A 25,189-nucleotide genomic window follows, 5' to 3' on the forward strand; every position below is an offset into this window, starting at 1 on the left:
GACGCCGGGCCCCACTCATAGCATTCGCGTGGTCAGTCGTCGGTGCCGGTGAGGTACGGGTGCAGCGTCTCGGCGAGGTGCGGGCGCGGGGTGAACCAGTCGGCGAAGTCGAGGCCCTTGACCCCGTCCTCGGTCTCGGCCTCGAACAGCAGCTCGTGGTCGAGGTCCTCGAAGGCGTGCTCGTTGAACGCGGCGAAGATCTCCTCCAGCGGCAGCTCTTCGCTGATACCGGACAGGTCGAGCTGCACCGCGGCGGCCGACTTGATCAGGTGCAGGCCGAGCGCCTCGGCGGTGCTCTGCGGCGCGGTCCAGCCGGGCTGGCACAGCCGGTACCCCAGGATCGAGGTGCTGACCAGGAACTGCTTGGCGAACAACGCGGTGTACTGGTCGGCGAAGCGCTCCGGCAGCTGGTCGAGCACCCACAGGGTGTCCTGCTCGCCGGCGGTCACCTCGGCCTCTTCGAGCGCCTGGATGTCCTGGAACAGCTCGTCGGTGAGCACCTCGATGCCCTGCACGAACGCGCCGGCGACCAGGGTGGCCTGCTCGGCGGACACCGACTCCTCGTCGTCCGGCACATGGCCGAAGGCCTCCAGCCCGAACGCGCGCAGCTGGTCGGCGCTGGCGAGCAGTTGCTCGCGGGCCGCGGTCAGTTCCTCCGCGGTCGGCTCCTCGGTCTCTTCGTCCTCGTCGTCGGCGTCGACCGGCTGCTCGTCGTCGCTGAAGGCGGCGGCGAGGTCCTCGTCGGAGGCCGAGACCTCGCAGCGGCTCACGGTCCAGTCGGTGAGCAGCTGGGTGCGGTCGAGCAGTTCGTCGAGCACGTGGCGGGCGCCGTCCTCGGCGAGCACCAGCGCGGGCGCGTCGAGCGCCCAGGTGATCACCGCACCGGAGGCGCGGACCTCGACGCTGTGGTCCACGGGTTCGATCTCCACCCCGTCGGGACCTTCGACGGCGGCGAGCTGGTCGAGCTGCTCGTCGAGCAGCGTCGCCACGCCCAGCCGCTGGAGCGCGTCCAGTTCGGCGGTGTCGGCTGGCGGGACGATTTCGGCGATGAGCTGGTACTCCACGCGCGGAAGTGTGGCACCCCGCCCGGGCACGCGCACGCCGGGTCCCCAGTACGGTGAGCGCATGCCGGACCGCCTCTACTTCCGCCAGCTGCTCTCGGGCCGCGACTTCGCCGTCGGCGACCCGGTGGCCACCCAGATGGTCAACTTCGCCTACCTGATCGGGGACCGCGAGACCCGCGAAGCGGTGGTGGTCGACCCCGCCTACCGGGTCGCCGACCTGCTGGACGTGCTGGCCGCCGACGACATGCGGCTGACCGGCGCGCTGGTCACCCACCACCACCCCGACCACGTCGGCGGCGACATGATGGGCTTCTCGCTGCCCGGGCTGGCCGACCTGCTCGCGCTGTCCCCGGTGCCGGTGCACGTCAACGCCGAGGAGAAGGACTGGGTCAAGCGGGTCACCGGGGTGTCGGACTCGGACCTGGTCGGCCACGATCACGACGACCTGCTGGAGGTCGGCTCGATCCCGGTCCGCCTGCTGCACACGCCCGGGCACACCCCCGGCAGCCAGTGCTTCCTGGTTGGCGACGACCGCCTGGTCTCCGGGGACACGCTGTTCCTGGAAGGCTGTGGCCGCACGGACTTCCCCGGCGGCGACGCGGACGCGATGTACCGGAGCCTGCAGTGGCTGGCGGGGCTGTCCGGTGACCCGGTGGTCTACCCGGGACACCAGTACTCGGGGGCGCCCTCTTCGCCTCTCTCGGACGTGCGACGGGACAACTTCGTGTACCGGCCGCGGTCGCTGGAGGAGTGGCGGGTGATGTTCGGGGGGTGAGCTGGGGGCCACCCCGGTATTTCAGTGTGACGACGGCGGGGATGCCCTTGTCAAGGCCGGAAAGGTGCCTTGACAAGTGCATCCCCGCCGTGTTTTTGGCTGTGGACCGGGGATGGGGAGGTTTGGGCGCCCCTCCTGTTGGGTTTTGATTCACCCGATTCTGGTTCGGGCTGGGGCTTGGCCCTCGGATTCTGGTCTTGGCCGCTTGGCCGCTTGGCCGCTTGGCCGCTTGGCCGCTTGGCCGCTTGGCCGCTTGGCTGACGCTTACGGCCAGGCTCGGCTTGTGGCTTCGGGCCGCCCGGGCCCGGGCCTGGGGCCACGGCTGCCCAGGCCAGGCCTGGCCGAATGGGGAACTCGGCAGCGCGAGTGCGCATCTCGACTACCCGAACGTGGGACTCGGCTTCCCGAACGTGGGGTTCGGCTGTCCGAATGTGGGCTTCGGCTGCGCGAGTGTGGGGCTCGGGCTCCTGAGTGTGGGGTTCGGCTGCGTGAGTGTGGGGTTCGGGTGTCTGGGCGTGGGGTTCGGGGTTAGCGCATGCCTAGGTGGCGGGTCAGGTGGATTTCGATGACCACCCGGTCGGGTTTGGGGCGGGGCTGGCGGTGGTAGCGGGCGGCGTAGCGGTCTTCGGCGTCGCGGACGGAGTCCGGGTCTTCGAGGAGGCGGGCCCGGCCTTCCAGGGTGGACCAGCGGCGTCCGTCGGCTTGGCTGACGGCGGCGGGGACGTCGCCGCGGCGGACGTTGCGGGCTTTGACGCTCGCGCGGAAGGTGATCACCCTGGCCACGGCGAAGTCCTCGTCCACGGTCACGCCCACCGGCACCACGTGCGGCAGGCCGTCCGGGCGCAGGGTGGTCAGCGTCGGGAAGTGCCGTTCGGCCCAGAACGCGCGCAGTTCGTCGGACGGGTCGATCAACGGGGTCCCTCGTTTCTGGTGCGGGGCAGGCGGACGGTGAACCGGGTGGTCCCCGGCCCGCTGGCCAGCGTCACCGTACCGCCGTGCGCGGTGACCAGTGAGTGCACCACGGCCAGCCCCAGCCCGCTGCCCCCGCGTTCCCTGGCCCGCGAGCGGTCGACCCGGTAGAAGCGGTCGAAGATGCGGGCCTGGTCCTCGGCCGGAATGCCGGGGCCGGTGTCGGCGACCTCCAGCACGGCTTCGGCCGAGGTCGCCCGCGCGACCAGGGTGACCGAGGTGCCCGGCGGGGTGTGCACCGCGGCGTTGGTCAGCAGGTTGTCCAGCACCTGCCGCAGGCGCAGCGGATCGGCGTTCAGGCGGATGGGGCCCGCGTCGGCGTCCACGGTCAGCTCGCGGTCGGCGTGCGCGGCGCGGAAGGCGTCACCGGCCGCGGTCGCCAGCTCGACCAGGTCCACCTCCTCGCGCCGCAGCGGCGCCTCCACCTCGGCGTCGTCGAGCCGGGCGAGCAGCAGCAGGTCGTCGAGCAGCAGGCTCATCCGGCCGGCTTCCTGCCGCAGCTTGGCCAGGTGCGCCTCACGTTCGGCCGGCTCGTTGGCCGCCGCGTACTGGAACAGGTCCGCGTACCCGCGGATCGAGGTCAGCGGGGTGCGCAGCTCGTGCGAGGCGTCCGCGATGAACCGGCGCAGCCGCTGCTCGGCCGCGGTCCGCGCCCCGAGTGAGGAATCGATGTGCGCGAGCATGGTGTTCAGCGCGGTCCGCAGCTCGTCGACCTCCACGCCGCCGCCGGTACCGGTCGCGCGCACCGGCAGGTCGGGGGAGTCGGTGAGGTCGCGGGTGGTGATGTCGTGCGCGGTGTCGGCCATGTCGCTGAGCGGGCGCAGGCCGCGGCGCAGCACGATCCGCCCGGTGATCACCAGGATGGCCAGCGCCAGGCTGAAGGTGGCCACTTCGACCGCGATCAGCTGCTGGACCGTGCTGTCCAGCTCGGCCTCGGGCGCCGCGCTGACCAGGACGGTGCCGGTGGCCGGGTCGATCGGGCAGGCCCGCACCCGGAAGTCACCCTCGCCGCGCAGGTGCACGGTCTGGATCACCTCGGTCTCGGTCGCCGCCCGCGCCACCTGGGCCAGGTCGTCGACCTCCTGCGGGAGCCGGTCCTCCGGTTTCGGCGTGGCCACCCCGTCACGGACGTTGAAGGCCACCGAGTACCACGAGTAGAACGGCGTGGGGTCCTTCGCCGGGTACTTGCGCAGCTTCTCGCTCTCGTCGAGCTGGCTGGAGGTCAGCTGGTCGTCGAGCCGGTCGCGCAGGTAGTCCCGCATGATGCCGACGGTCAGCATGCCGACGATGGCGAAGACGACCAGTGAGAGCGCGGCCAGCGCGAAGGCGAGCCGGGTGCCGAGCCGCAGCCGGTTCCACGCGCCGAGCCAGCGCGTCACCTGGCCGCCTGGCGGACCACGTAGCCGACCCCGCGCACGGTGTGGATCAGCGGCTCGGCCTCGCTGTCCAGCTTCCGCCGCAGGTGCGAGATGACCAGTTCGACCACATTGGACTTGCCGCCGAAGTCGTACTCCCACACGTGGTCGAGGATCTGCGCCTTGGTCAGCACGCCGGGGGAGCGGCGCATCAGGTAACGCAGCAGCTCGTACTCGGTGGGGGTGAGGGTGACCAGCCGGTCGCCGCGGCGGACCTCGCGGGTGTCCTCGTCCAGGGTCAGGTCGGCCACCCGCAGCACCGAGTGCTGCCACACCGGGCCCGTGCTGCGGCGCAGCACCGCCCGCAGCCGCGCCATCAGCTCCTCCACCGAGAACGGCTTGACCAGGTAGTCGTCCCCGCCGCGGGTGAGCCCGGCGATGCGGTCGGCGGTGCCGTCCTTCGCGGTGAGGAAGACCACCGGCACCATCGTGCCGGACTCCCGCAGGCGGTCCAGCACGGTGAAGCCGTTGAGGTCGGGCAGCATGATGTCCAGCACCACGATGTCGGGGTGGAACCCGGCGGCCTCACGCAGCGCGGCCTCGCCGCTGCCCGCGGTGACCGCCTGCCAGCCTTCGTACTTCGCCACCGTCGCCACCAGGTCGGCGATGTGCGGTTCGTCGTCGACGACCAGCAGCTTCACCGGGTTCTGCGCGTTCACCGTGCTCACGGTGCCATGGTGCGCCACGCCGCCGCCGCTGGCGAGGCGCGGGGGGTGCGCGGCGCGCGACCGACAGGATCTCGACAGGTGGCGGATAGGATCGCCTCAGCTTCGCTGCGCACGCTGGGTCCATGGCCGAGTTCACCACCGCCGGGCCGCCGGCGACCGCCCTGCGCCCGCGGACCACCGCGAAGCTGGCGCTGTCCACCCTGTTCCTGGCGAACGTCGTGGTGGTCACCGCGTTGTTCGCCGCCTCCGGCCCGTCCAGCAACGCGCTCGTCTCACTCGGACGGCTGACCGGGCTCTACGGCGCCCTGCTGATGGCCTTCCAGCTGCTGCTGATCGCCCGGCTGCCCTGGGTGGACCGCAGGCTCGGCATGGACCGGCTGACCTCGTGGCACCGCCTGCTCGGCTTCGGGCTGCTGTGGACGCTGACCGGGCACGCGGTGTTCATCGTGTCCGGTTACGCGGCGGTGGAGGGCACCGGCCCGATCGACCAGCTCGGCACGCTGATCACCACCATGGAGGACGTGCTGCGCGCGGTGGTCGCGCTGGTGCTGATCCTGCTGGTGGGCGGGCTGTCGGCGCGGTACGCGCGGCGGCGGCTCGCCTACGAGACCTGGCACTTCGTCCACCTCTACACCTACCTCGCCGTGGTACTCGCCTTCGGCCACCAGGTCGCGGTCGGGGAATCCTTTGTGGACTCCCCGGCGGCGCGGGCCTACTGGTGGACGCTGTGGGGTGCCGCGCTCGCCGCGGTGGTCGCCGGGCGCGTGGCGCTTCCCTTGCGGCGCAACCTCAAGCACCGGTTCCGGGTGTCCGCGGTGGTCCCGGAATCGCCGGAGGTGGTGTCGGTCCACATCACCGGCGAGAAGCTGGACGAACTGCCGGTGCGGGCGGGTCAGTTCTTCCTGTGGCGCTTCCTCAGCCGCGATCGCTGGTGGCAGGCCAATCCGTTCTCGCTGTCCGCCGCCCCCGACGGCCGATCGCTGCGGCTCACCGTCAAAGCCGTGGGCCAGGGCAGCGCCGGTCTGCGCGGGCTGCGGCCCGGGACCCGCGTGTTCGCCGAAGGCCCGTACGGCGCCTTCACCACCGCGCACCAGACCCGCGAGAACGCGCTGCTGATCGCCGGTGGCGTCGGCATCACGCCGATCCGCGCCCTGCTCGAGGAGGTGCGCGGGCACGTGGTGCTGCTCTACCGCGTCCGGTCCGAGACCGACGCCGTGCTGCTGGAGGAACTGACCGCGATCGCCCGCACCCGGGGCGCGGTGCTGCGGCTGCTCACCGGTCCGTCCGATCAGGACGGTCCGGCCGGGCCGGTGCTCGGGCCGCGGAACCTGGCCGCGCTGGTGCCCGACGTGACCGACCGCGACGTCTTCGTCTGCGGTCCGCCCGGAATGACCCGGGCCGCCCTGCGCGGCCTCAAGGAACTCGGCCTGCCCGCGGCGCAGGTGCACGCCGAGCGGTTCAGCCTGGCCGGTTGAGGAGAGAGATGAAGAAGACCATTCCCGTGCTGCTGCTCACCGCCGGTGGGTTCATCTGGCTGTGGCAGTACGAACCCACCCCGCACACCGAAACCGCCGTGGTGGCCCAAGCCGAGGCACCCGCCCCGGCCGCCGGTTCGGCGACGCGCACGCTGACCGGGACCGAGGTCGCCGCCGGCCGCCACGGCATCGTCCAGGTCCAGGTGGTGCTGACCGACGGTTCGATCACCGAGGTGCAGGTCCTGCGCGCCCCGGCGACCAAGCCGACCGAGGAGGCGCTGCCCACGCTGCGGGAGGAAGCACTGAGCGCGCAGAGCGCCGACATCGACACGGTCTCGGGAGCGACCATGACCAGTGAGGCCTACGCCGAGTCGCTGCAGGCGGCTCTCGACGCGAAGGGCGCCTGATGCTGGGGAATCCACGCCGGGTCGAGCACATCATGGGCTTCCCGATCTCGGTCGACATCCGCGCCACCACCAGCCCGCTCGGGTCCGCGGTGGACCACGCCTTCGACTGGCTGCGGGAGGTCGACGCGCGGTTCAGCCCGTTCCGCGCGGACAGCGAGGTGAGCAGGCTCAACCGCGCCGAGCTGACCCCGGCCGAGCTCAGCGACGACTTCATCGAGGTGCTGGCGGTGTGCCGCCGGTACGAGGAACGCTCCGGCGGCGCGTTCAGCGTCCGCCTGCCCGGCCGCGGCCTCGACCCGTGCGCGGTGGTCAAGGGCTGGGCGGTGCAGCGGGCGGCCGAAGCGCTGATGGACGCCGGTGCCCGCCGGTTCTGCGTCAACGCCGGTGGTGACGTGGTGGCCGCCGGTGGCCCGTGGCGCGTCGGCATCCGGCACCCGGACCGGATCGACCAGCTGTGCGCGGTGCTGGCGGTGGAAGACGCCGCCGTGGCCACCTCGGGCCGGTACGAACGAGGTGATCACATCCTCGACGGCCGCACCGGCGAACCGGCCACCGGACTGAAGAGCATCACCGTCGTCGCCGACACGCTCACCATCGCCGACACCACCGCCACCGCCGCCTTCGCGCTCGGTGCGGACGGCCCGGAGTGGGCCGCCGCGCAACCGGGCTGCGAAGTGTTCGCGGTCACCGAAAACGACCGCGTCTTCCGTTCGGCCGGCCTGCCGACGGGCTGAGCGTGCTCAGCCGAACTGGCCGAGCCGGTAGTCCCCGGCGGGCTGCTGGACCGCGACGTTGATGCGGTTGAAGGTGTTGATCACCGCGATGGCCAGCACGAGGGCGCCGAGCTCCTCGTCGTCGTAGTGCTTGGCCGCGTTCGCCCAGGCCTCGTCGGTGACCCCGCCCGCGCCGTCGGCGATCCGGGTGAGCTGCTCGGCCAGCTCCAGCGCGGCGCGCTCGGCCTCGGTGAACACCGTGGCCTCCCGCCAGGCCGCGATCAGGTTGAGCCGCAACGAGGTTTCGCCGGCGTGCGCGGCTTCCTTGGTGTGCATGTCGAGGCAGAAACCGCAGCCGTTGAGCTGGCTGGCGCGGATCTTCACCAGTTCCAGTGTGGCCGCGGGCACGGACGAGTCCGCGGTCGCCCGGCCCGCGGCCACGATCCCCTTGAACGCCTTGGTCATGGTGGGGCTCTCGAAGAGGTTCAGTCGCGCTTCCATCGTGCTGCTCCTTGGTCGTCGGTGCGTACACCCCTTCGACTCCGCAGCCCGGCGGGGTGTGACAACGGCGGGTGTGACCTGGGTCGCACGGTGGTGGGAAATAGCCGCCTGCGCGGGCTTTCCGGTGTCGTAACGCCGTTCAGCGCCTGCCGACTACCCCCGTGTCCAGGGACGATCGGAGGAGGGCGCAGTGGAAGATCAGCGAGGGCAGCCGCCGCAGTGGCGGTACCCGCCGCCGTACGAGGCGGGCTGGACCGCCGGGATGAAATCGCTCACCGCGGTGGCCATCACGCTGGTGGTCGGCCTGCTGGTCACCTTGACCGTGGTGCTCGTCCGGCAGGGGCAGCCGGACGTGGTGACCGCGGAACCCGAGCAGTGGTACCCGGCCTACGTGCCGCCCGCGGCGACGGCCCCGAGGTACGCGCCGCCGACGACCACCACGACCACGCCCAGGGCGACGACCACCCAGCCCACCCGGGATTCGGCGTTGTCCCTGCTGACCGCGCAGGTCGAGGAGGACCGCGCGCAGGCCTCCGGCCTGGTCGGCTACTGGCTGCCGCAGCTTTCGTCGAAGCGGCCGGGGCTGGTGGTGCGCGGGGTGACCCAGGACCACGACAGCATCTGGGCGGACCACCAGGCGAACAAGCGGCGGTACCCGAGCGCGCTGCTGCTGTGGTCCGGTGACTTCGACAGCTTCAAGTACCCCGACTTCTGGATCACCGTGGTGCCGGAGTCGTTCGCCACCGGGGTGGCGGCCAACGAGTGGTGTGGGACACAGGGCATCGGCAAGGACGACTGCTACGCCAAACGGCTGGCCCACAGCGGCGGGTACGAAGGAAATACACTGAACCGCAAATGACACGTTCTGCCAGCACCAGGGCTTGGCTGCTCTCGCTCAGCGCGGGGGCGGCGGTCTGCGCGGTGATCATGGCCGTGGTGCCGCACGCCCCGGTGCCCGCGGTACCGCCGCCACCGGCGCCGTTGGCGCAGCCGAAGAGCGCACCGGCGCCCCCGGGCTCCCCGTCCCCGACCGCCGCGGTGGAGCAGGCGGACTGCGCCGGGCTCGCCGCCCGGATGAGCGAACGCGACCAGCTGGCCCAGTTGCTGATGGTCGGGGTGAACCCGGCGGACGAGGGCGACGCGGTCAAGGTGGTCCGCGACGACCACGTGGGCGGCATCTTCGTCGGCGGCAGCGCGACGCGGGTGCTCACCGGCGGCCGGTTGAACGCGGCCCACGCCGCCTCGCCGCATCCGCTGCTGGTCGCCGTGGACGACGAAGGCGGCCGGGTCCAGCGGATCGACGACCTCGACGGTGAGCTGGACAGCGCCCGTGAACAGGCCGCCTCCGCGACGCCCGAGCAGGTCCGCGCGCTCGGCGCCGAACGCGGCCGTCAATTGAAGGACCGCGGGGTGACGGTCAACCTGGCGCCGGTCGCGGACCTGAGCGAGGCGTCGGCCGCCACGGTGATCGGGGACCGGTCCTACGGCACCGATCCCGCGGTGGCGACCCGGTACGCCGGGGCGTTCGCCGAAGGGCTCACCGAAGCCGGCGTGATCCCCGTGCTCAAGCACTTCCCCGGCCACGGCCGTGCCGAAGGCGACTCGCACAAGGGACTCGTGCGCACGCCCGCACTGGCGGAATTGAAGGCCGAAGACCTGGTGCCGTACGCGAACCTGCTGCCCCGCGGCGCGCCCGTGGTGATGCTCGGCCACCTCGACGTGCCCGGCCTGACCGGCGGCGAGGCGGCTTCGGTCAGCCCGGCCGCGTACCGGCTGCTGCGCGAGGACTACCACTTCGACGGCGTCGCGATGACCGACGACCTCGGCGCGATGCGCGCGATCACCGACCGGTACGGCCTGCCCGACGCGGTGCTGGCCGCGGTGACCGCCGGCGCGGACCTCGCGCTGTGGTCCGGCCACGACGCGCCGGGACCGGTGCTGGACCGGCTGGCGCGGGCCAAGGCTTCCGGGGAACTGCCCGGCGAGCGGGTGGCGGAGGCGCTCACCCGGGTGCTCCGCCTGCGCACGGGGTGCCGTTAGAGGCGGCACCCCGTGCACCCGGGGTGGCTCAACCGCCGAACGCGGTCAGCCAGCTGATGAGCAGTTCGAGCACGGAATGGGTCTGCATGCTGTCCACCTCCTTTCCTCTTCGCTGATTCGAGAATCCGTGCTGGGGTCCGGAAAAGGGAGTGGTTTCCTGTTTCCTGCCATTTCCGGAAACGGAAACAACGCGCGGTGCGCGCCACCGGGCCGGCGTCCGGCTTGCGCGCGGGTGCGGACCCGGCCAGGCTGGAAGGCGTCGATTCCGGAGGGGGAATGACCGCGGTGAGCGCACTCGTCGAAGAGCTGAAGGCGCTGCGCAAGGGCCGGGGCGTGCTCGCGGGCAAGCTGGACGAGCGGCTCGGGCCGGAGATCCGGCGCTGCTGCGGGGTGCGCGCGGGCGACCGGCCGTCCGAGGTCCGCGACAAGGTCACCGCCACGCTGGCGGCCGCGATCGCGGAGTTGCCCGAGGACCTCGGTGGTCTGCTGCTGGTCGCCTACGCGCTGGATCCCCGGCTGCGCCTGCCGTTCTACCAGGAGCGGATCGACCGCGTGGCCGACCAGTTGCACCGGGACCGGCGCACCGTGCGGCGGCGGATCGACGACGGCATCGTGCACCTCGCCGAACTGGTGGACGGCCGCGCCCCCGGGCCGCCGGAGCCCGGGATGCCCGACGAAATCGGTCCCGGCTGGCACACCGAGGAACTGCGGACCTTCGTCAACCTGGAACCCGCCGCGCCGGAGGCCTTCGAGGTCCGGCGCGTGGTCGCCGACCGCGACGGCATCGGCGCGCTGGACCTGGCGTTCACCGTGACCTCGGCCGACGGCGGCCCGGAGATCGACGTCTTCAGCGGCGGGCGGCTGGCGGGCAAGCGAAAACAAGCCACCGATCGCGTCGGTTTCGAATTGCGATTACCGGCCCCTTTGCGCCGAGGGCAGACGCACGAATTCGTGGTGCGATTCAAAGCCGGGGCGGAAATGCAGCCGCATTACGCGTGCGTGCCGAAACAACGCTGCGACTATTTCGACCTGCGCGTGCGCTTTCCCGCCGACCGGCTGCCCGCGGCGGTGTGGCGCGTGGCCGGCGGGTTCCAGCGCGACCTCGACGACCCGGTCGCCACCGGGGACCCGGTCCACCCGGACCCCACCGGCGAGATCCGCGGCGAGTTCCGCCGCCTGCTCCCGGGCCTGGCGTATGGCTTCCGGTGGTCGCGGAACGGTTAGGCGCAGTCCGGTGAGTCAAGGTCGCGCTCTCCGCGCCCAGGCGGCCCCTGACGGCACGGGCGGGCGCGGCCGAGTACGGCCAGTACGAGGCCGACCCGCCCGCACCGCCAGGAACCACCTGGATCACGAAGCCCATCGACCAGACTCACCGGACAGCGCCTAGCCGCGCAGGGTTCGGGACAGGGCCAGTGAAGTGGTCCGGACGGCGGGGCCGATCCGGGCCGTGCCCATCCGGTTCGTCCAGCCGGACAGGGAGATCCCGGCGACCGCGATGCCGTTCGCGTCGAGGACCGGGCCCGCCACGCAGACGACGCCCGGTACCGATTCCTCCCGTTCGTAGGCGACGCCGTCGGCCCGTGCCTTCGCGAGCTGACGCCGGAGCAGGCCGGGGGCGGTGATCGTGCGGGGGCTGATCCGCCCGAGGCCCGCCGCGATCACCTGTTCCACCAGGTCGTCCGGGGAGAAGGCGAGGATCGCCTTGCCCACCGCGGTCGCGTGGGCCGGGAAGCGGCCGCCGGTCCGTGACGGCAGGAGTGGCGCGTCCGGCCCCCGCAGCACGTCGAGGTAGACCACCTCGGTGCCTTCCAGGATCGCGAGGTGGACGGTGTTGTGCGTGGCTTCGCGCAGATCGGCGAGATAGGGCCGCGCCGCGTCGACCAGGCCTCGCTGCCGGACGGCGAGCTGCCCGATTTCGAACAACCGCAGGCCCAGCCGGACCGCGGTCCCGTCCCGTTCCAGCAGGCCCTGCCCGGCGAGGTGGCCGATCAGCCGGTGCGTGCTCGACTTCGGCAAACCCGTGCGCCGCGCCAGTTCGGACACGCCCAGCGCGTCATCCCCGGGCCGGAAGGCGGTCAGCAACCGGGCCAGCCGGGCCGCGGTGGCCCCTTCGTCGTTCCGCTCAGCGGGACACATGCATTGAGTGTGCCCCATTCACGGGTGGATGGTGAGTCCCATGCCCGACACCGCCCTGCACCTGGCGCTCGCCGAAGACCTGCTCGCCGCCTACGTCTCCGGTGAACCGATCCCGCCGCTGATCGACGCCCACCCCGAACTCACCGTCGAAGACGCCTACGCCGTGCAACTGGAACAGGTGCGGCACTGGCAGGCGGGTGGCTCGGCAGTGCGCGGGCACAAGGTCGGGTTGTCCAGCGAGGCGGCCCGGCGGCAGATCGGCGTGGACGAACCGGACTTCGGGCACCTGCTCGACACCATGTTCTACGCCGAGGGCGAGCCCATCCCGACCGCCCGTTTCCTGCAGCCGCGGATCGAACCGGAGATCGCCTTCGTGCTCCGGAAACCTTTGCAGGGCCCCGGAGTCACCCTGGAACAAGCGGCCGACGCGGTGGACCACATCCTGCCGGCGCTGGAACTGGTCGACTCCCGCATCCGCGACTGGCGTATCTCCATTGTGGACACCGTGGCCGACAACGCCTCCTCCGGCGCGGTGGTGCTCGGTGCCACGCCGGTCCCGGTGGACGCCATCGACCTGGCCAGCGCGCCCTGCGAGCTGCACCTCAACGACGTGGTGATCGAGACCGGCGACAGCGGTGCGGTGATGGGCTCGCCGCTGAACAGCCTGGTGTGGATCGCCAACAAGCTCGGCGAGATGGGCACCGCGCTGCAGTCCGGCCACGTGATCCTGTCCGGTTCGATCACCCGCGTCTCCCCGGTCGCCCCCGGCGACCACGTCACCTGCACCATCGACGGGCTCGGCGCGGTCAGCGCCGTGTTCAGCTAGGAGAGCGCCCAGTGGCCACCACCGCGCGGACCGCCGCCATCGTCGGGCCCGGCAACATCGGCACCGACCTGCTGATCAAGCTCCGCCGCAGCGAACACCTCGACGTCCGCTACGTGGTCGGGGTGGACCCGGCCTCCGACGGGCTGGCCAAGGCCGCCGCGCTCGGGGTGCGCACCTCGGCCGAAGGCGTGGACTGGCTGCTCGCCCTGGACGAGCCGCCGGAGCTGGTTTTCGAGGCCACCTCGGCGAAAGCACACGAGGCGAACGCGCCGCGCTACGCCGAAGCGGGCATCCAGGCGATCGACCTGACCCCCGCCGCGATCGGCCCCTTCACCTGCCCGGTGGTCAACCTGACCGAACACCTCGCTGCACCCAACCTCAACCTGATCACCTGCGGCGGCCAGGCCACCATCCCGATCGTGCACGCGGTTTCGCGGGTGACCCCGGTGCCGTACGCGGAGATCGTCGCGTCGGTCTCGTCGCGTTCGGCGGGACCGGGCACCCGCGCCAACATCGACGAGTTCACCCGGACCACCGCCCGCGGCATCGAGGAGGTCGGCGGCGCGAGTCGCGGCAAGGCGATCATCATCATCAACCCGGTCGAACCGCCGATGATCATGCGCGACACCGTGTTCTGCGCCATCGACCCCGACGCCGACCGCGGGGCGATCACCGACTCGATCCACGAGATCGTGCGCGCGGTGGGGGAGTACGTGCCCGGCTACACGCTCACCGCCGAACCGCAGTTCGACGATCCGCGGCCCGGCTGGCAGGACCGCGCCAGGGTCGCGGTGTTCCTGGAGGTGGCGGGCAACGGCGACTACCTGCCGCGCTACGCCGGGAACCTCGACATCATGACCGCCGCCGCGGCCCGCGTCGGCGAACTGCTCGCGCAGCGGAAGGCGGTCTCGGCATGAGCTCCGGCGAAGTGCGTCTGGTCGACACCACCCTGCGCGACGGCAGCCACGCCATGGCGCACCAGTTCACCGAGGCGAACGTGCGCGACACCGTGCGCGCCTTGGACACCGCGGGCATCTCACTGATCGAGGTGACCCACGGCGACGGGCTCGGCGGCTCCACGTTCAACTACGGGTTCTCGCTCGTCGACGAGCGCAAGCTCATCGCGGCGGCGGTCGAGGAGGCCAGGAACGCGAAGATCGCCGTGCTGCTGCTGCCCGGTCTCGGTACCGTCGACGACCTCAAGGCGGCGGCCGACCTCGGCGCGGGTGCGGTCCGGATCGCCACGCACTGCACCGAAGCCGACGTCTCCGAGCAGCACTTCGGTGCGGCACGCGAGATCGGGCTGGAGACCGTCGGCTTTCTGATGCTCTCGCACATGTCCACTCCGGACGATCTCGCCAAACAGGGCCGGATCATGGTGGACGCGGGCTGCCAGTGCGTCTACGTGGTGGATTCGGCGGGCGCGCTGATCCTGGAGGACGCCTCGGAACGGGTCGCCGCACTGGTCGCCGAGTTCGGCGACGAGGCGCAGGTCGGCTACCACGGGCACCAGAACCTCAGCTTCGGCGTGGCGAACTCGGTACTCGCCCATCGCGCCGGCGCGCGTCAGATCGACGGTTCGCTCGCCGCGCTCGGGGCCGGTGCGGGCAATTCGCCGACCGAGGTGCTCGCGGCCACCTTCGACCGGCTCGGCGTGCGCACCGGTGTGGACAAGGACGTGCTGATGGACGCCGCGGAGAACGTGGTGAAGCCGTACATCACGCGGTTGCCGGTGATGGACCGGTCGTCGATCGTGCAGGGGTTCGCCGGGGTGTACTCGAGTTTCCTGCTGCACGCCGAACGCGCGGCCGAGCGCTACGGCGTGCCGGCGCACGAGATCCTCTACCGCGTCGGCGCGGCGAAGTACGTCGGCGGCCAGGAGGACATGATTATCGACATCGCGCTGAAGCTGGTGGCGGAGCGGGATCAGGCGCGGGTGAGCAGCCGGACGCAGTGATCGATCAGGTGCTCCCGCGACACCTCGAGCAGCCCGCCGAGGTAGGCGATGAACAGGTTCGCGAGGGCGCCGACCAGCCCGATGGCGGTCATGTCACGGTCCACCTCGGCCGAGCCCGGCGGCAGCTGCCCGCGGACCAGCGCGGCGAACGCGGGCAGCAGCTCGACCCCGCGGCTGGACAGCGCGGGGTCGCTCAGCGGGGCCAGCAGCAGCACCCGGCCCTGGCGCGGATCGTCGATGATCAGCTCGACGAAGGCGGTCACCGCGGCGCGGGCGCGTTGCTCCGGTTCGGGGGAACTGGCCTCGACCGCGTCGATCAGCGCTTGCCGCGCGGCCTGCCCGACGTGCTCGTAGACCGCCAGCACCACCTCGTCGCGATCGGCGAAGCTCTCGTAGAAGTACCGCTCGGTGAGCTTGGCGTGGCGGCAGACCGCCCGCACGCTGATCGCCGGGCCCGCCTCCGCGCCGAGCAGGTCGATCCCCGCCTCGATCAGCTGCGCGCGCCGCGCGGCCTTGCGATCGGTCAGCGTGGTGCCACCCCAGGTCCGGCCAGTCATCCTACCTACTCGTCAGTTGACTACATGCGTTGTCAATCCTAACCTGACAACGGTCGTAGTCACATCGAGGGGAGCGCACATGTCGGAGCCGCCGGAGCCGCTCGGCCCGGACTCGCTGACCTGGAAGTACTTCGGCGACTGGCGTGGCCTGCTGATCGCGTTGTGGGCCGGGTCCATGCAGAACATGCACCCCGAGCTGGGCGCGGGCGTGGAGGAGCACTCCCGGTTCTTCAAGGAGCGCTGGCAGCGGCTGTTCCGTTCGCTCTACCCGATCGGGGGAGTCATCTACGACGGCCCCCGCGCGCACGAGACCGCCAAGCAGGTCCGCGGGTACCACGACACGATCAAGGGGATCGACTCGAAGGGCCGCCCGTACCACGCGCTGAACCCCGGCACCTTCTACTGGGCGCACGCCACCTTCTTCGTCAGCGCGCTGCTCATCGCGGAGAACTTCATGGGCGGGCTCACCGCGGCGCAGCAGCGGAAGATGTTCGACGAGCACGTCCAGTGGTACCGGATGTACGGCATGAGCATGCGGCCGGTGCCCCAGACCTGGGAGGAGTTCCAGGAGTACTGGCACCGCATGTGCACCGAGGTGCTGGAGGACAACAAGGCCACCCGCGACGTGCTCGACATCCGGGAGATCGCGAAGCCCGCCGCGCTGCCCTGGCTGCCGTCGCCGGTGTGGAACCTGGTGCGCGGCCTGGTCGCACGCAACTTCGTCTGGCTGACCGTGGGCATGTACGACCCGCCGATCCGCGAGAAGCTCGGCTACCCCTGGACCGCCCGCGACGCGCGGCTGCACCGGCTGACCGGCAAGCTGATCAACGCGGCGTTCAAGCTCGTGCCGTTCGAACGGCGCTACCACCCGCGGGCGCGGGCGGGCTGGCGGCGCGCGCTCGGCCGGGCGCCGGTGGACGCGCCGCTGGTGGAAACTCCCGCCCGCAACCTGCCGCCGCTGGACGAACGCGACAGCCCGACGCACTATGCACCCCGGGTCCCGAACCAGAAGGAGCACGCATGAAGCTGGGTTACCACGTCGGTTACTGGGGTTCCGGCCCGACGCCGGGGGCACTGGAGGCGATCACCGAGGCGGACCGGCTCGGCTTCGACTCGGTGTGGAGCGCCGAGGCCTACGGCTCCGACGCGTTCACCCCGCTGGCCTGGTGGGGCTCGGCGACCGAGCGGGTCAAGCTGGGCACGAACATCGTGCAGATGTCCGCGCGCACGCCGACCGCGACCGCGATGAGCGCGCTGACCATGGATCACCTCTCCGGCGGCCGGTTCGTACTGGGCCTCGGCGCGTCCGGGCCGCAGGTGGTGGAGGGCTGGTACGGGCAGCCGTACCCGAAGCCGCTGGCGCGCACCCGTGAGTACGTGGAGATCGTGCGGCGGGTGCTGGCGCGCGAGGCGCCGGTGACCTTCGACGGTGAGTTCTACCAGCTGCCGTACCCCGGTGGCGCGAAGCTGGGCAAGCCGCTGAAGCCGACCGTGCACCCGCTCCGGGGCGACCTGCCGATCTACCTGGCCGCCGAAGGACCGAAGAACGTGGCGCTCTCGGCGGAGATCTGCGACGGCTGGCTGCCGCTGTTCTTCTCGCCCAAGAGCGACGCCTTCTACCGGGCCGCGCTCGAAGAGGGCTTCGCCCGTCCCGGCGCCCGTCGCAGCCTCGCGGACTTCGAGGTGCCGGCGTCCGTGCCGGTGCTCGTGCACGACGACGTCGAAGAGGCGGCGGCGCTGATCAAGCCCTCGCTCGCGCTCTACATCGGCGGCATGGGCGCGAAGGACGCCAACTTCCACCTCGACGTGTTCGTGCGCATGGGTTACGAGGACGTGGCGGCCAAGGTGCAGGAGCTGTACCTGGACGGGCGCAAGCAGGAGGCCGCCGCCGCGATCCCGACCGCGCTGGTCGAGGACATCTCGCTGATCGGTCCGCCGTCGAAGATCCGCGAGGAACTGGCGGAGTGGGAGAAGACCGTGGTCACCACCCTGCTGGTCCGCGGGGATGCCCCCTCACTCCGCCGTATCACCGAGGCCTTGTCCTGACCCGATGCCGTGAATGTGGCTTTCACGGCCGAATACGCCGTGAAAGCCACATTCACGGCACCTCTTGGCAAGGTGAGCCCGGTCACGTAGCCTCCTCGATTGAACGTGAAGCGCATTCACATTTCGCGAGGGAGGCGGCATGCCGGTCAGCCGGAGGCAGGTCCTGGCGGGTGCCGCCGCGGTCCCACTGGCGGGTGCGCTGAGCGCGGCCACCGCCGCCGCCCAGGGCGGGTACCTCGTCGGCCTCGGGATCGCCGACGTCACCGGGCCCGCCGCGGAGAACGGCATGATGGGCTACTCCATGCCGCAGCAGCAGACCGCCGGCCTCCACCAGCGCACCCGCGCCCGGGCGTACATCATCGCCGAGGGCGCGAAGCGGATCGTCTTCGTCAACGCCGATCTCGGCGCCATCTTCCAGTCGGTGCACCAGGCCGTGCTCGCCGAACTCGCCCGCGCGTACGGGCAGCTCTACACCGAGCAGAACGTCCTGCTCAACGCCACGCACACGCACGCGGCCTGCGGTGGCTACTCGCACTACGCCGCCTACAACCTGTCCATCCTCGGCTTCCAGGAGCAGACCTTCGACGCCGTGGTGGACGGCATCGTCGAAGCGATCAAGGCCGCGCACGAGGACCTGCGGCCCGGCACGCTCAGCCTCGGCCGCACCGAGCTGACCGACGCCAGCGCCAACCGCTCGCGCACCGCGTTCGAGCTGAACCCGGCCGCGGACAAGGCCTTCTTCCCGCTGTCGGTCGACCCGGCGATGACCGTGCTGCGGCTGGCCCAGCAGGGCCGCGACACCGGTGCGATCTGCTGGTTCGCCACCCACGGCACCTCGATGACCAACGCCAACCAGCTGATCAGCGGCGACAACAAGGGCTACGCCGCCTACCACTGGGAGCACGAGAAGGCCGGAGTCCGGTACCTGGACGGCAAACCCGGGTTCGTGGCCAGCTTCCCGCAGACCAACTCCGGGGACATGTCGCCGAACCTGAACCTCGAGCCGGGCTCCGGGCCGACCGAGGACGAGTTCGAGAACACCAGGATCATCGGCGAACGGCAGTACCACGCGGCCCGCCGCGCCTATGACGCGAGCACGCCGGTCAGCGGTGCCATCGACTTCCGGCTGTCCTTCGTGGACATGTCCCGGGTGGACGTCGACGGCCGGTTCACCCCGGACGGCCGCCCGCGGCGCACCTGCACCGCCGCCATCGGCGCGTCGATGCTGGCGGGCAGCACCGAGGACGGTCCCGGCCTCCCGCTGCCCGAGGGCATCCGCAACCCGTTCCTCGACGCGCTCGGCGGCATGGACGCGCCGGTGCCCCAGGCGCTGGCCGACGCGCAGGCGCCGAAGGTGGTCGCGGTGCCCTTCGGCGCGATGAAGCCGTACCCGTGGGCGCCGGAAGTCCTGCCGCTGCAACTGGTCCGCATCGGCTCGCTGTACCTGGTCGCCGGGCCCGCCGAGTTCACCATCGTCGCCGGGCTGCGCCTGCGCCGCACGGTGGCCGCCGAACTGGGCGTGCCGCTGGAAAATGTGCTGGTGCAGGGGTACGCCAACGCCTACAGCCAGTACGTGACCACGCCCGAGGAGTACGACTCGCAGCAGTACGAGGGCGCGTCGACGCTGTTCGGCCGGTACACCCTGCCCGCCTACCAGCAGGAGTTCGCGCGCCTGGCGGCCGCGATGCGCGCGGGCCGGCCGGTCGACCCGGGCCCGAGGCCGCGCGATCTGACCGGCAAGCAGCTGAACTTCCAGCCAGGGGTCGTCTTCGACAACGCACCGCTGTTCAAGAGCTTCGGTGACGTGCTGACCGAGCCGCAGAGCAGTTACCGGCGCGGTGAGCAGGTGCTGGTCGAGTTCGTCACCGGGCACCCGAAGAACAACCTGCGCCGCGGCGGCACCTTCCTCGAGGTGCAGCGGCTGGTCGACGGCACCTGGGTGCGTCACGCCGACGACGGCGACTGGGCGACGAAGTACCGTTGGGTCCGCACCGTGCTCGGCGAGTCGAAGGCGGTGCTCACCTGGGACGTCCCGGCGAACGCCCCGCTGGGCAGGTACCGCTTGGTGCACCACGGCGACTGGAAGCACGGCATCACCGGCGCGATCACCGCGTTCAGCGGGACTTCACGGGCGTTCGTGGTCGCCTGAATGCGGCTCATGAGCTTCAACCTGCTGCAGTTGCCGTGGCCGGCGCAGCGTTCGCACCGGGACAAGGCCGCGCGCGCTCGTGCGGCCGAGGCGGTGATCCGCGAGGTCGGGCCGGATGTGCTGGTGCTCAACGAAGCGTTCAGCGCCGAGGCGAGGGACATGGTGCGCTCGCTCGCCGACGACTGGCCGCACCGCACGCCCGTGGTCGGGCGGCACACCCGCTGGTTCACCGTCAGCGGCGGGGTGCTCGTGCTGAGCCGGGCCCCGATCACCGCGCGCCACCAGGTGGTGTTCACCGACCACTGCCTGGGCACCAGCGACCGCTTCGCGGCCAAGGGCGCCGCGCTGGTCCGGGTGGACCGGCTTTGGGTCGTCGGCACGCACCTGCAGGCCGACGCCTGGACCCCGCGGCGCGCCCACGCCGTCCGCACCCGCCAGCTGACCGCGATCCGGCGGCTCGTCGAGCGCACCGTGCCCGCCGGTGAACCGGTGGTCATCGCCGGGGACCTCAACGTGGGGCTGGCGCGCAAAGCCGACGCGGAACGCGTGCTCGGCGCCGCCCTCCACGCCGCCCCGGCCTGGACCTACGACGCGGTGACCAACCCGCTCGCCACCCCGCCCGGCTACCGCGACGTGCTCGACTACCTCGGCGCCTTCCACCACGGCGGCCGGCCCAGCCCGGCGATCGGGCCGGTGTCGGTCTCGCATTTCGGAGGTGACACGATTCCTTCCGACCACTACCCGGTTTCGGCGAAGATCGAGTATTAGTGTCGGCACCGGATCGTCGCCGCACAGGCCGGTTATCTAGGAGGATCATGGCCGGGCTCCCGCTCCGGACACGGCTCGGCTACTCGGTCGGCTCGTTCGTCACCGGGGCCTTCGGCACGGTGCCCGGGTTGCTGCTGCTGCCCTACCTCACCGACACCATGGCCGTGCCCGGCGCGATCGCCGGGGCCATCGTGCTGGTGCCCAAGGCGTGGGACGTGCTGTTCAACCCGGTGGCCGGCCGGATCTCCGACGCGCGACTGGCCAAGGACGGCAGCCGGGCGAAGTTCCTGCTCTTCGGCGGCATCGGCGTGGCGGTGCTCTTCGCCGCGTTGTTCGCCCACCCCGGCTTCGGGAAGACCTGGCTCGACGCCGCGTACGTGGTGGCCGTGTTCTTCCTGTGCGCCACCGCCTTCGCCTTCTTCCAGGTGCCGTTCAACGCGCTGCCCGCCGAACTGACGCCGGGTTACGAGGAACGCACCCGGCTGAACAGCTGGCGGATCGGCGTGCTGGCGCTGGCGATCCTGGTCTCCGGCGGCGGCGCCCCGGCCGTCGTGGACATCTTCGGCGGCGTGCCCGGCTACCAGGCGATGGGCGTGGTGATCGGCCTGGTCATCCTGGCCGGCGCGCTCGGCGTGTACTTCAGCATCCGCCACGCCCCGGTCGCCGAGATCCGCCAGCCCACCACCAGCTGGCGCGACCTGCTCGCCACGATGAAGTCCTGGCGCCCGTTCCGCTGGCTGCTCGGGGTCTACTTCGTCCAGTCGCTGGGCATCGGCACCCTGCTCGCCGGGGTCAGCTACGTGGCCAGGTACGTGCTCGGCGACCCCGGCCTGCAGACGCTGCTCTTCGTCGGTTTCGTCGGGCCCGCGCTGCTGGTGATGCCGTTGTGCATGGCGCTGGGACGGCGCTGGGGCAAGGTCACCGGGCTCCGGGTGTTCACCGCGGTGTTCGCCGTGGCGCTGCTGGGCATGCTCGCCTCGCGCGTGCTGCCGGTGCCGGTGGTCTTCGTGTTCGTCGCGCTGGCCGGGGTCGGCTACGCGGGCATCCAGGTGTTCCCGCTGGCGATCCTGCCGGACCTGATCACCGCGGAGGAGGAACGCACCGGCGCCGCACGTGCCGGGGTGGCGGCCGGGGTGTGGACCGCGGGCGAAACCCTCGGCCTGGCGCTGGGGCCGGGGTTGTTCGGGCTGATCCTGCAGCTCGGCGGTTACGTGTCCTCTGTGGACTCGTCGGCCACGCAGCCGGACAGTGCGGTCACCGCGATCCTCTTCGGCTTCTCGCTGCTGCCCGCGATCCTCGTCGCGCTGGCGATACCGTTGCTGCGCAAGAAGATTCTGGAACCGGGCCGATGACCTCCGCCGAGGACGTGCTCGCCGAACTGCGGGCGCTGCGGGCCGGGGACCTGCCCACGCACGGCGCGCGCACGCTGGCCTACGTCTACGACAGTGGACTGTCCGGAGTGGACGAACTCGCCGCCGGGGCGCACGCGCTGGCCGCGCACGCCAACGGTCTCGACCCCACCGCGTTCCCCAGCCTGCTGCGCCTGGAGAACGACCTGGTGGCCGCGACCGCGGACCTGGTCGGCGCCACCGGAGAAACCGTCGGCGCGGTCACCTCCGGCGGCACCGAATCCTGCCTGCTCGCGGTCCTCGCCGCGAGGACCGGCGCGCCGGAGGTGCGTGAGCCCGCGATGGTGCTGCCGGAAACCGCGCACGCGGCCTTCCAGAAGGCGGCGCACTTCTTCGGGGTGCGAGCCGTGCCGGTGCCGGTCGACCCGGTGACCTTCCGCGCCGACCCGGCGGCGATGGCGGCGGCGATGGACGAGCACACCGTGCTGGTGGTGGCGAGCGCGCCGTCCTACGCGCACGGGGTCGTCGACCCGATCGCCGAGATCGCGGCCGCCGTGTCGGCCAGGGGCATCCGCATGCACGTCGACGCCTGCATCGGCGGCTGGGTGCTGCCGCACCTCGGCGTGCCGCCGTTCGGCTTCGGGGTGCCGGGGGTGACCAGCGTTTCGGTCGACCTGCACAAGTACGCGTACTGCCCCAAGGGGGTCTCGGTGTTGCTGCACGCCAACGCCGGACTTCGCCGGGGACACTACTTCGCCAGCGCCGACTGGCCCGGGTACACGATGCTCAACTCCACCGTGCAGTCCACGCGCTCGGGCGGCCCGCTGGCCGCGGCGTGGGCGGTGGTCCGGCACATCGGCCCCGACGGCTACCGGCACCTGGCGCTCGAAGCCCGCGCGGCGGCGGAGGAGATCGCCGCGGGGATCGGCAAGATCGACGGCCTGCGCGTGCTCGGCTCGCCGGACTCGACGCTGGTCGCCTTCGCGCTGGACGGCACGCCCGGGTTCGACCTGTTCACCGTGGCCGACGAGATGTCCGCGCGGAAGTGGTACGTGCAGCCGCAGTTCGCCCACGGCGTCTCACCGGAGAACCTGCACCTGACCTTGTCGGCGGCGAACCGCGGGCACGAGCCGGAATTCCTCGCGGACCTGGAGGCCGCCGTTTCCGCGGCTCGCGCCACCGGGCCGGTCACCGTGGATCCGCAGATCGCCGAGTTCGTCGCCGCGCTGGACCCGGACCAGCTGACTTCCGAGCAGTTCGCCGGGTTGCTCGGGGCGGCCGGGTTGGGCGAGGGCAGTGCCGTGCCCGCGCGGATGGCCGAGGTCAACACGCTGCTCGCGGCCGCTCCGGCCCGCCTGCGGGAGCGGCTGCTGCTCGAATTCCTGGGGCAACTGCACCACTGACCCTTGACCTCCAGCATGGTCGAGGTCCCAGGATCGTTCCCATGATGGAGATCGGGGTGATCCTGCCGTCGGTGACCGCCCAGCGTGAGCAGGGGCTCGACCTGCGGGCGGCGGCGCGGCACGCGGAGGCGGCCGGGCTGGACGGGGTGTGGATGGGTGACCACCTGGCCACCGGTATGTCCACTCTGGACTGCGTGGCCGGGCTGGCCACCGCCGCCGCGGTCACCGAGCGGGTGCGGATCGGGGCGAGCGTGTTCGTGCCCGCCATCCGCCCGCTGGCCTGGGCGGCCAAGCAGCTCGCCAGCCTGCAGTACCTCTCCGGCGGCCGACTCGTCCTGGGGGTCGGGTCGGGCGGCGGAGCGGCGCAGTGGGCGGCGGCGGGGGTGCCGTTCGCCGAGCGGGGCAGGCGGACCGACGTGGCACTGGAATTGCTGCCGGACCTGCTGGCGGGCAAACCGGTGCGGCTGGTGGACGAGCCGGGGGAGCCGGTGGTCGAACTGGCGCCCGCGGTCCGGACCCCGCCGCTCTGGGTCGGCAACGACTCGGCGGTGGCCCGGCGGCGGGCGGCCCGCTTCGGCGACGGCTGGTTCCCCTCGCTCATCCCGGTGGACGAGGTGGTCCGCGGGCGCGGGCACCTGGCCGAACTGGCGGGGGAGTACGAACGGCCGCTGCCCACGGTGACCGTCGGCGGGGTGGTCTCGTTCGGCGGCACGCCGGCCGGGGAGATCGCGGACCAGATCGCCGGCGGCTACGGCATGCCGATCGAGCGGGCGCGGAAGGTGCCGATCACCGGCACCCCGGACGACGCGGCCGACCGGTTCGCCGAGTACGCCGCCGCCGGGGTGGACCACCTCGTCCTCGGCATCAGCGGCGGCGACTGGCGGACCCAGGTGGACCGCCTGGCCGCCGCCCGCCACCTCGCCGGCTGAGGGGACACAAATGTGGCTTTCGGAGCGGAATCGGCCCCGAAAGCCACATTCGTGTCCTCAGCGGCCTCGTGCCGGATAGGGGAGCAGGGCCATTTCGCGGGCGTTCTTGATCGCCGTCGCCACCTGGCGCTGCTGCTGCGGTGTGAGGCCCGTGACGCGGCGGGCGCGGATCTTGCCGCGGTCCGAGAGGAACTTCCGCAGCAGCGCCACGTCCTTCCAGTCCACTTCGGACACCTTCTCCGCGGCCAGCAGGTTGCGCCGCTTCTTCAGCTCACGTTTCACCCGTGCTCACCAACTCGACTTCGTCACGCCGGGCAGTTCGCCGTTGTGCGCCATCTGCCGGAACCGCACCCGCGACAGGCCGAACTTGCGCAGGTGCCCCCGCGGCCTGCCGTCGGCGACGTCCCGGTTGCGCAGGCGCGTCGGGCTCGAATCGCGCGGCAGGGCCTGGAGCGCCGACACCGCCGCCGCCTTCTCCTCGGGCGAGGAACCGGGCGAGCGCACGATTTCCTTCAGTTCCGCCCGCCGTTCCGCGTGCCGGGACACGACCACCCGTCGCTGCGCGTCGCGGGCGATCTTCGACTTCTTCGCCATCAGCGGTCCTCCTTGAACTCGACGTGCCGCCGGAGGACCGGGTCGTACTTGCGCAGCACCAGCCGGTCCGGGTCGTTGCGGCGGTTCTTCCTCGTGACGTAGGTGAAGCCGGTGCCCGCCGTGGACCGCAGCTTCACGATCGGCCGGATCTCGTTGCGCGCCATCAGAACTTCTCCCCCCGTGCTCGCAGGGAAGCGACCACTGCGTCGATGCCGCGCTTGTCGATGGTCTTCATGCCCTTGACCGAAACCCGCAGCCGGATCCACCGGCCCTCGCTCGGCACCCAGTAGCGCCGCGTCTGCAGGTTCGGGTCCCAGCGGCGCGAGGTCCGCCTGTGCGAGTGCGAGACCTGCTTGCCGAACCCGGGCCGCCGCCCGGTGACCTGGCACACAGCCGACACCAGTCCTCCTCAGTTGGTATTGATAGTCATTTTCATCTACAGTACACA

Annotated in this window: 28 protein-coding genes; 17 read left to right on the plus strand and 11 right to left on the minus strand. The window is 71.6% G+C overall.

Features of this window, described 5'->3' with window-relative positions; translation table 11 throughout:
- Positions 1-32 precede the first annotated feature (32 nt).
- Positions 33-1,064: a hypothetical protein gene (locus JOM49_RS23080; protein WP_209666324.1), complete on the minus strand. Its 1,032-nt coding sequence runs from the start codon at positions 1,062-1,064 to the stop codon at positions 33-35.
- Positions 1,065-1,125: 61 nt separating this feature from the next.
- Here JOM49_RS23080 and JOM49_RS23085 point away from each other — a divergent pair, with 61 nt between their 5' ends.
- A complete protein-coding gene (locus JOM49_RS23085) occupies positions 1,126-1,839 on the plus strand; it encodes an MBL fold metallo-hydrolase (RefSeq protein ID WP_209666325.1) in 714 nt (237 codons plus the stop codon).
- A gap of 528 nt (positions 1,840-2,367) precedes the next feature.
- Here the strand turns inward: JOM49_RS23085 and JOM49_RS23090 are convergent.
- Genes JOM49_RS23090 through JOM49_RS23100 form a run of 3 tightly spaced genes read right to left on the minus strand, consistent with a single transcriptional unit; the run spans position 2,368 to position 4,882 of the window.
- Entirely contained in the window at positions 2,368-2,748 is a 381-nt protein-coding gene (locus JOM49_RS23090; RefSeq protein WP_209671504.1) for a PPOX class F420-dependent oxidoreductase, read from the minus strand.
- A complete protein-coding gene (locus JOM49_RS23095) occupies positions 2,748-4,187 on the minus strand; it encodes a sensor histidine kinase (RefSeq protein WP_209666326.1) in 1,440 nt (479 codons plus the stop codon). Before JOM49_RS23095 ends, JOM49_RS23090 begins: the two co-directional genes overlap by 1 nt.
- On the minus strand, positions 4,184-4,882 hold the full coding sequence (locus tag JOM49_RS23100; protein WP_282768376.1) for a response regulator transcription factor: 699 nt from the start codon (positions 4,880-4,882) through the stop codon (positions 4,184-4,186). The genes JOM49_RS23095 and JOM49_RS23100 overlap by 4 nt, the downstream gene beginning before the upstream one ends.
- Positions 4,883-5,013: 131 nt before the next feature.
- Here JOM49_RS23100 and JOM49_RS23105 point away from each other — a divergent pair, with 131 nt between their 5' ends.
- Genes JOM49_RS23105 through JOM49_RS23115 form a run of 3 tightly spaced genes read left to right on the plus strand, consistent with a single transcriptional unit; the run spans position 5,014 to position 7,507 of the window.
- Complete coding sequence (locus JOM49_RS23105; protein ID WP_209666328.1) at positions 5,014-6,366, plus strand: ferredoxin reductase family protein; 1,353 nt, start codon at positions 5,014-5,016, stop codon at positions 6,364-6,366.
- An 8-nt stretch (positions 6,367-6,374) separates the two neighbouring features.
- The gene (locus tag JOM49_RS23110; protein ID WP_209666329.1) at positions 6,375-6,773 is read left to right on the plus strand and encodes an FMN-binding protein; all 399 of its coding nucleotides are present in this window, start codon (positions 6,375-6,377) and stop codon (positions 6,771-6,773) included.
- Positions 6,773-7,507 carry an FAD:protein FMN transferase gene (locus JOM49_RS23115; RefSeq protein ID WP_209666330.1) on the plus strand — a complete coding sequence of 245 codons (735 nt, stop codon included), beginning with the start codon at positions 6,773-6,775 and terminating at the stop codon, positions 7,505-7,507. Before JOM49_RS23110 ends, JOM49_RS23115 begins: the two co-directional genes overlap by 1 nt.
- 6 nt (positions 7,508-7,513) lie before the next feature.
- Here the strand turns inward: JOM49_RS23115 and JOM49_RS23120 are convergent, their stop codons facing one another.
- Positions 7,514-7,987 carry a carboxymuconolactone decarboxylase family protein gene (locus tag JOM49_RS23120; RefSeq protein ID WP_209666331.1) on the minus strand — a complete coding sequence of 158 codons (474 nt, stop codon included), beginning with the start codon at positions 7,985-7,987 and terminating at the stop codon, positions 7,514-7,516.
- A 190-nt stretch (positions 7,988-8,177) separates the two neighbouring features.
- On the opposite strand from JOM49_RS23120, the gene JOM49_RS23125 reads away from it, so the two are divergent.
- The 3 genes from JOM49_RS23125 to JOM49_RS23135 all read left to right on the plus strand — a co-directional run bounded on the left by JOM49_RS23125 (position 8,178) and on the right by JOM49_RS23135 (position 11,251).
- Positions 8,178-8,846, plus strand: a complete 669-nt coding sequence (locus tag JOM49_RS23125; protein ID WP_209666332.1) for a zinc ribbon domain-containing protein — start codon at positions 8,178-8,180, stop codon at positions 8,844-8,846.
- Positions 8,843-10,027 (plus strand): glycoside hydrolase family 3 N-terminal domain-containing protein, encoded by a 1,185-nt coding sequence (locus tag JOM49_RS23130; protein ID WP_209666333.1) that lies wholly within the window; start codon positions 8,843-8,845, stop codon positions 10,025-10,027. Before JOM49_RS23125 ends, JOM49_RS23130 begins: the two co-directional genes overlap by 4 nt.
- A gap of 276 nt (positions 10,028-10,303) precedes the next feature.
- Entirely contained in the window at positions 10,304-11,251 is a 948-nt protein-coding gene (locus tag JOM49_RS23135; RefSeq protein WP_209666334.1) for a hypothetical protein, read from the plus strand.
- A 159-nt stretch (positions 11,252-11,410) separates the two neighbouring features.
- Here JOM49_RS23135 and JOM49_RS23140 read toward each other — a convergent pair whose 3' ends face one another.
- Complete coding sequence (locus JOM49_RS23140; protein WP_209666335.1) at positions 11,411-12,163, minus strand: IclR family transcriptional regulator; 753 nt, start codon at positions 12,161-12,163, stop codon at positions 11,411-11,413.
- Positions 12,164-12,203: 40 nt separating this feature from the next.
- Between JOM49_RS23140 and JOM49_RS23145 the strand changes: the two genes are divergently transcribed.
- From JOM49_RS23145 to dmpG, 3 genes are read left to right on the plus strand one after another with little or no spacing between them, the layout of a single operon-like run.
- A complete protein-coding gene (locus tag JOM49_RS23145) occupies positions 12,204-12,989 on the plus strand; it encodes a 2-keto-4-pentenoate hydratase (RefSeq protein WP_209666336.1) in 786 nt (261 codons plus the stop codon).
- Between the two features lie 11 nt (positions 12,990-13,000).
- Positions 13,001-13,906, plus strand: a complete 906-nt coding sequence (locus JOM49_RS23150; protein ID WP_209666337.1) for an acetaldehyde dehydrogenase (acetylating) — start codon at positions 13,001-13,003, stop codon at positions 13,904-13,906.
- The gene (gene dmpG / locus JOM49_RS23155) at positions 13,903-14,946 is read left to right on the plus strand and encodes a 4-hydroxy-2-oxovalerate aldolase (RefSeq protein ID WP_209666338.1); all 1,044 of its coding nucleotides are present in this window, start codon (positions 13,903-13,905) and stop codon (positions 14,944-14,946) included. Before JOM49_RS23150 ends, dmpG begins: the two co-directional genes overlap by 4 nt.
- On the opposite strand, the gene JOM49_RS23160 is transcribed toward dmpG, so the two are convergent.
- A complete protein-coding gene (locus tag JOM49_RS23160) occupies positions 14,916-15,503 on the minus strand; it encodes a TetR/AcrR family transcriptional regulator (protein WP_209666339.1) in 588 nt (195 codons plus the stop codon). The two genes, dmpG and JOM49_RS23160, sit on opposite strands and share 31 nt — an antisense overlap.
- Positions 15,504-15,582: 79 nt before the next feature.
- Here JOM49_RS23160 and JOM49_RS23165 point away from each other — a divergent pair, with 79 nt between their 5' ends.
- From JOM49_RS23165 to JOM49_RS23195, 7 genes are all read left to right on the plus strand, one after another.
- Positions 15,583-16,527, plus strand: coding sequence for an oxygenase MpaB family protein (locus JOM49_RS23165; protein WP_209666340.1), 945 nt, complete (start codon positions 15,583-15,585; stop codon positions 16,525-16,527).
- Positions 16,524-17,549, plus strand: a complete 1,026-nt coding sequence (locus JOM49_RS23170) for an LLM class F420-dependent oxidoreductase (protein WP_209666341.1) — start codon at positions 16,524-16,526, stop codon at positions 17,547-17,549. Before JOM49_RS23165 ends, JOM49_RS23170 begins: the two co-directional genes overlap by 4 nt.
- Before the next feature lie 139 nt (positions 17,550-17,688).
- On the plus strand, positions 17,689-19,698 hold the full coding sequence (locus JOM49_RS23175; RefSeq protein ID WP_209666342.1) for a neutral/alkaline ceramidase: 2,010 nt from the start codon (positions 17,689-17,691) through the stop codon (positions 19,696-19,698).
- Positions 19,699-19,707: 9 nt separating this feature from the next.
- Complete coding sequence (locus JOM49_RS23180) at positions 19,708-20,466, plus strand: sphingomyelin phosphodiesterase (RefSeq protein WP_209666343.1); 759 nt, start codon at positions 19,708-19,710, stop codon at positions 20,464-20,466.
- A gap of 47 nt (positions 20,467-20,513) precedes the next feature.
- Positions 20,514-21,818 carry an MFS transporter gene (locus JOM49_RS23185; protein WP_209666344.1) on the plus strand — a complete coding sequence of 435 codons (1,305 nt, stop codon included), beginning with the start codon at positions 20,514-20,516 and terminating at the stop codon, positions 21,816-21,818.
- Positions 21,815-23,218: a pyridoxal phosphate-dependent decarboxylase family protein gene (locus JOM49_RS23190; RefSeq protein WP_209666345.1), complete on the plus strand. Its 1,404-nt coding sequence runs from the start codon at positions 21,815-21,817 to the stop codon at positions 23,216-23,218. Before JOM49_RS23185 ends, JOM49_RS23190 begins: the two co-directional genes overlap by 4 nt.
- Positions 23,219-23,259: 41 nt before the next feature.
- Positions 23,260-24,147, plus strand: a complete 888-nt coding sequence (locus JOM49_RS23195; protein WP_209666346.1) for an LLM class flavin-dependent oxidoreductase — start codon at positions 23,260-23,262, stop codon at positions 24,145-24,147.
- Between the two features lie 57 nt (positions 24,148-24,204).
- On the opposite strand, the gene rpsR is transcribed toward JOM49_RS23195, so the two are convergent.
- The 4 genes from rpsR to rpmB are packed head-to-tail and all read right to left on the minus strand — an operon-like array spanning position 24,205 to position 25,141.
- Entirely contained in the window at positions 24,205-24,429 is a 225-nt protein-coding gene (gene rpsR / locus JOM49_RS23200; RefSeq protein ID WP_209666347.1) for a 30S ribosomal protein S18, read from the minus strand.
- A 6-nt stretch (positions 24,430-24,435) separates the two neighbouring features.
- On the minus strand, positions 24,436-24,741 hold the full coding sequence (gene rpsN / locus JOM49_RS23205) for a 30S ribosomal protein S14 (RefSeq protein ID WP_209666348.1): 306 nt from the start codon (positions 24,739-24,741) through the stop codon (positions 24,436-24,438).
- The gene (rpmG, locus tag JOM49_RS23210) at positions 24,741-24,905 is read right to left on the minus strand and encodes a 50S ribosomal protein L33 (protein WP_209666349.1); all 165 of its coding nucleotides are present in this window, start codon (positions 24,903-24,905) and stop codon (positions 24,741-24,743) included. The genes rpsN and rpmG overlap by 1 nt, the downstream gene beginning before the upstream one ends.
- Positions 24,905-25,141 carry a 50S ribosomal protein L28 gene (gene rpmB, locus JOM49_RS23215; protein ID WP_209666350.1) on the minus strand — a complete coding sequence of 79 codons (237 nt, stop codon included), beginning with the start codon at positions 25,139-25,141 and terminating at the stop codon, positions 24,905-24,907. The genes rpmG and rpmB overlap by 1 nt, the downstream gene beginning before the upstream one ends.
- Positions 25,142-25,189: the final 48 nt, after the last annotated feature.

This window comes from Amycolatopsis magusensis, assembly GCF_017875555.1.
In the GTDB taxonomy this organism is placed as follows: Bacteria; Actinomycetota; Actinomycetes; order Mycobacteriales; family Pseudonocardiaceae; genus Amycolatopsis; species Amycolatopsis magusensis.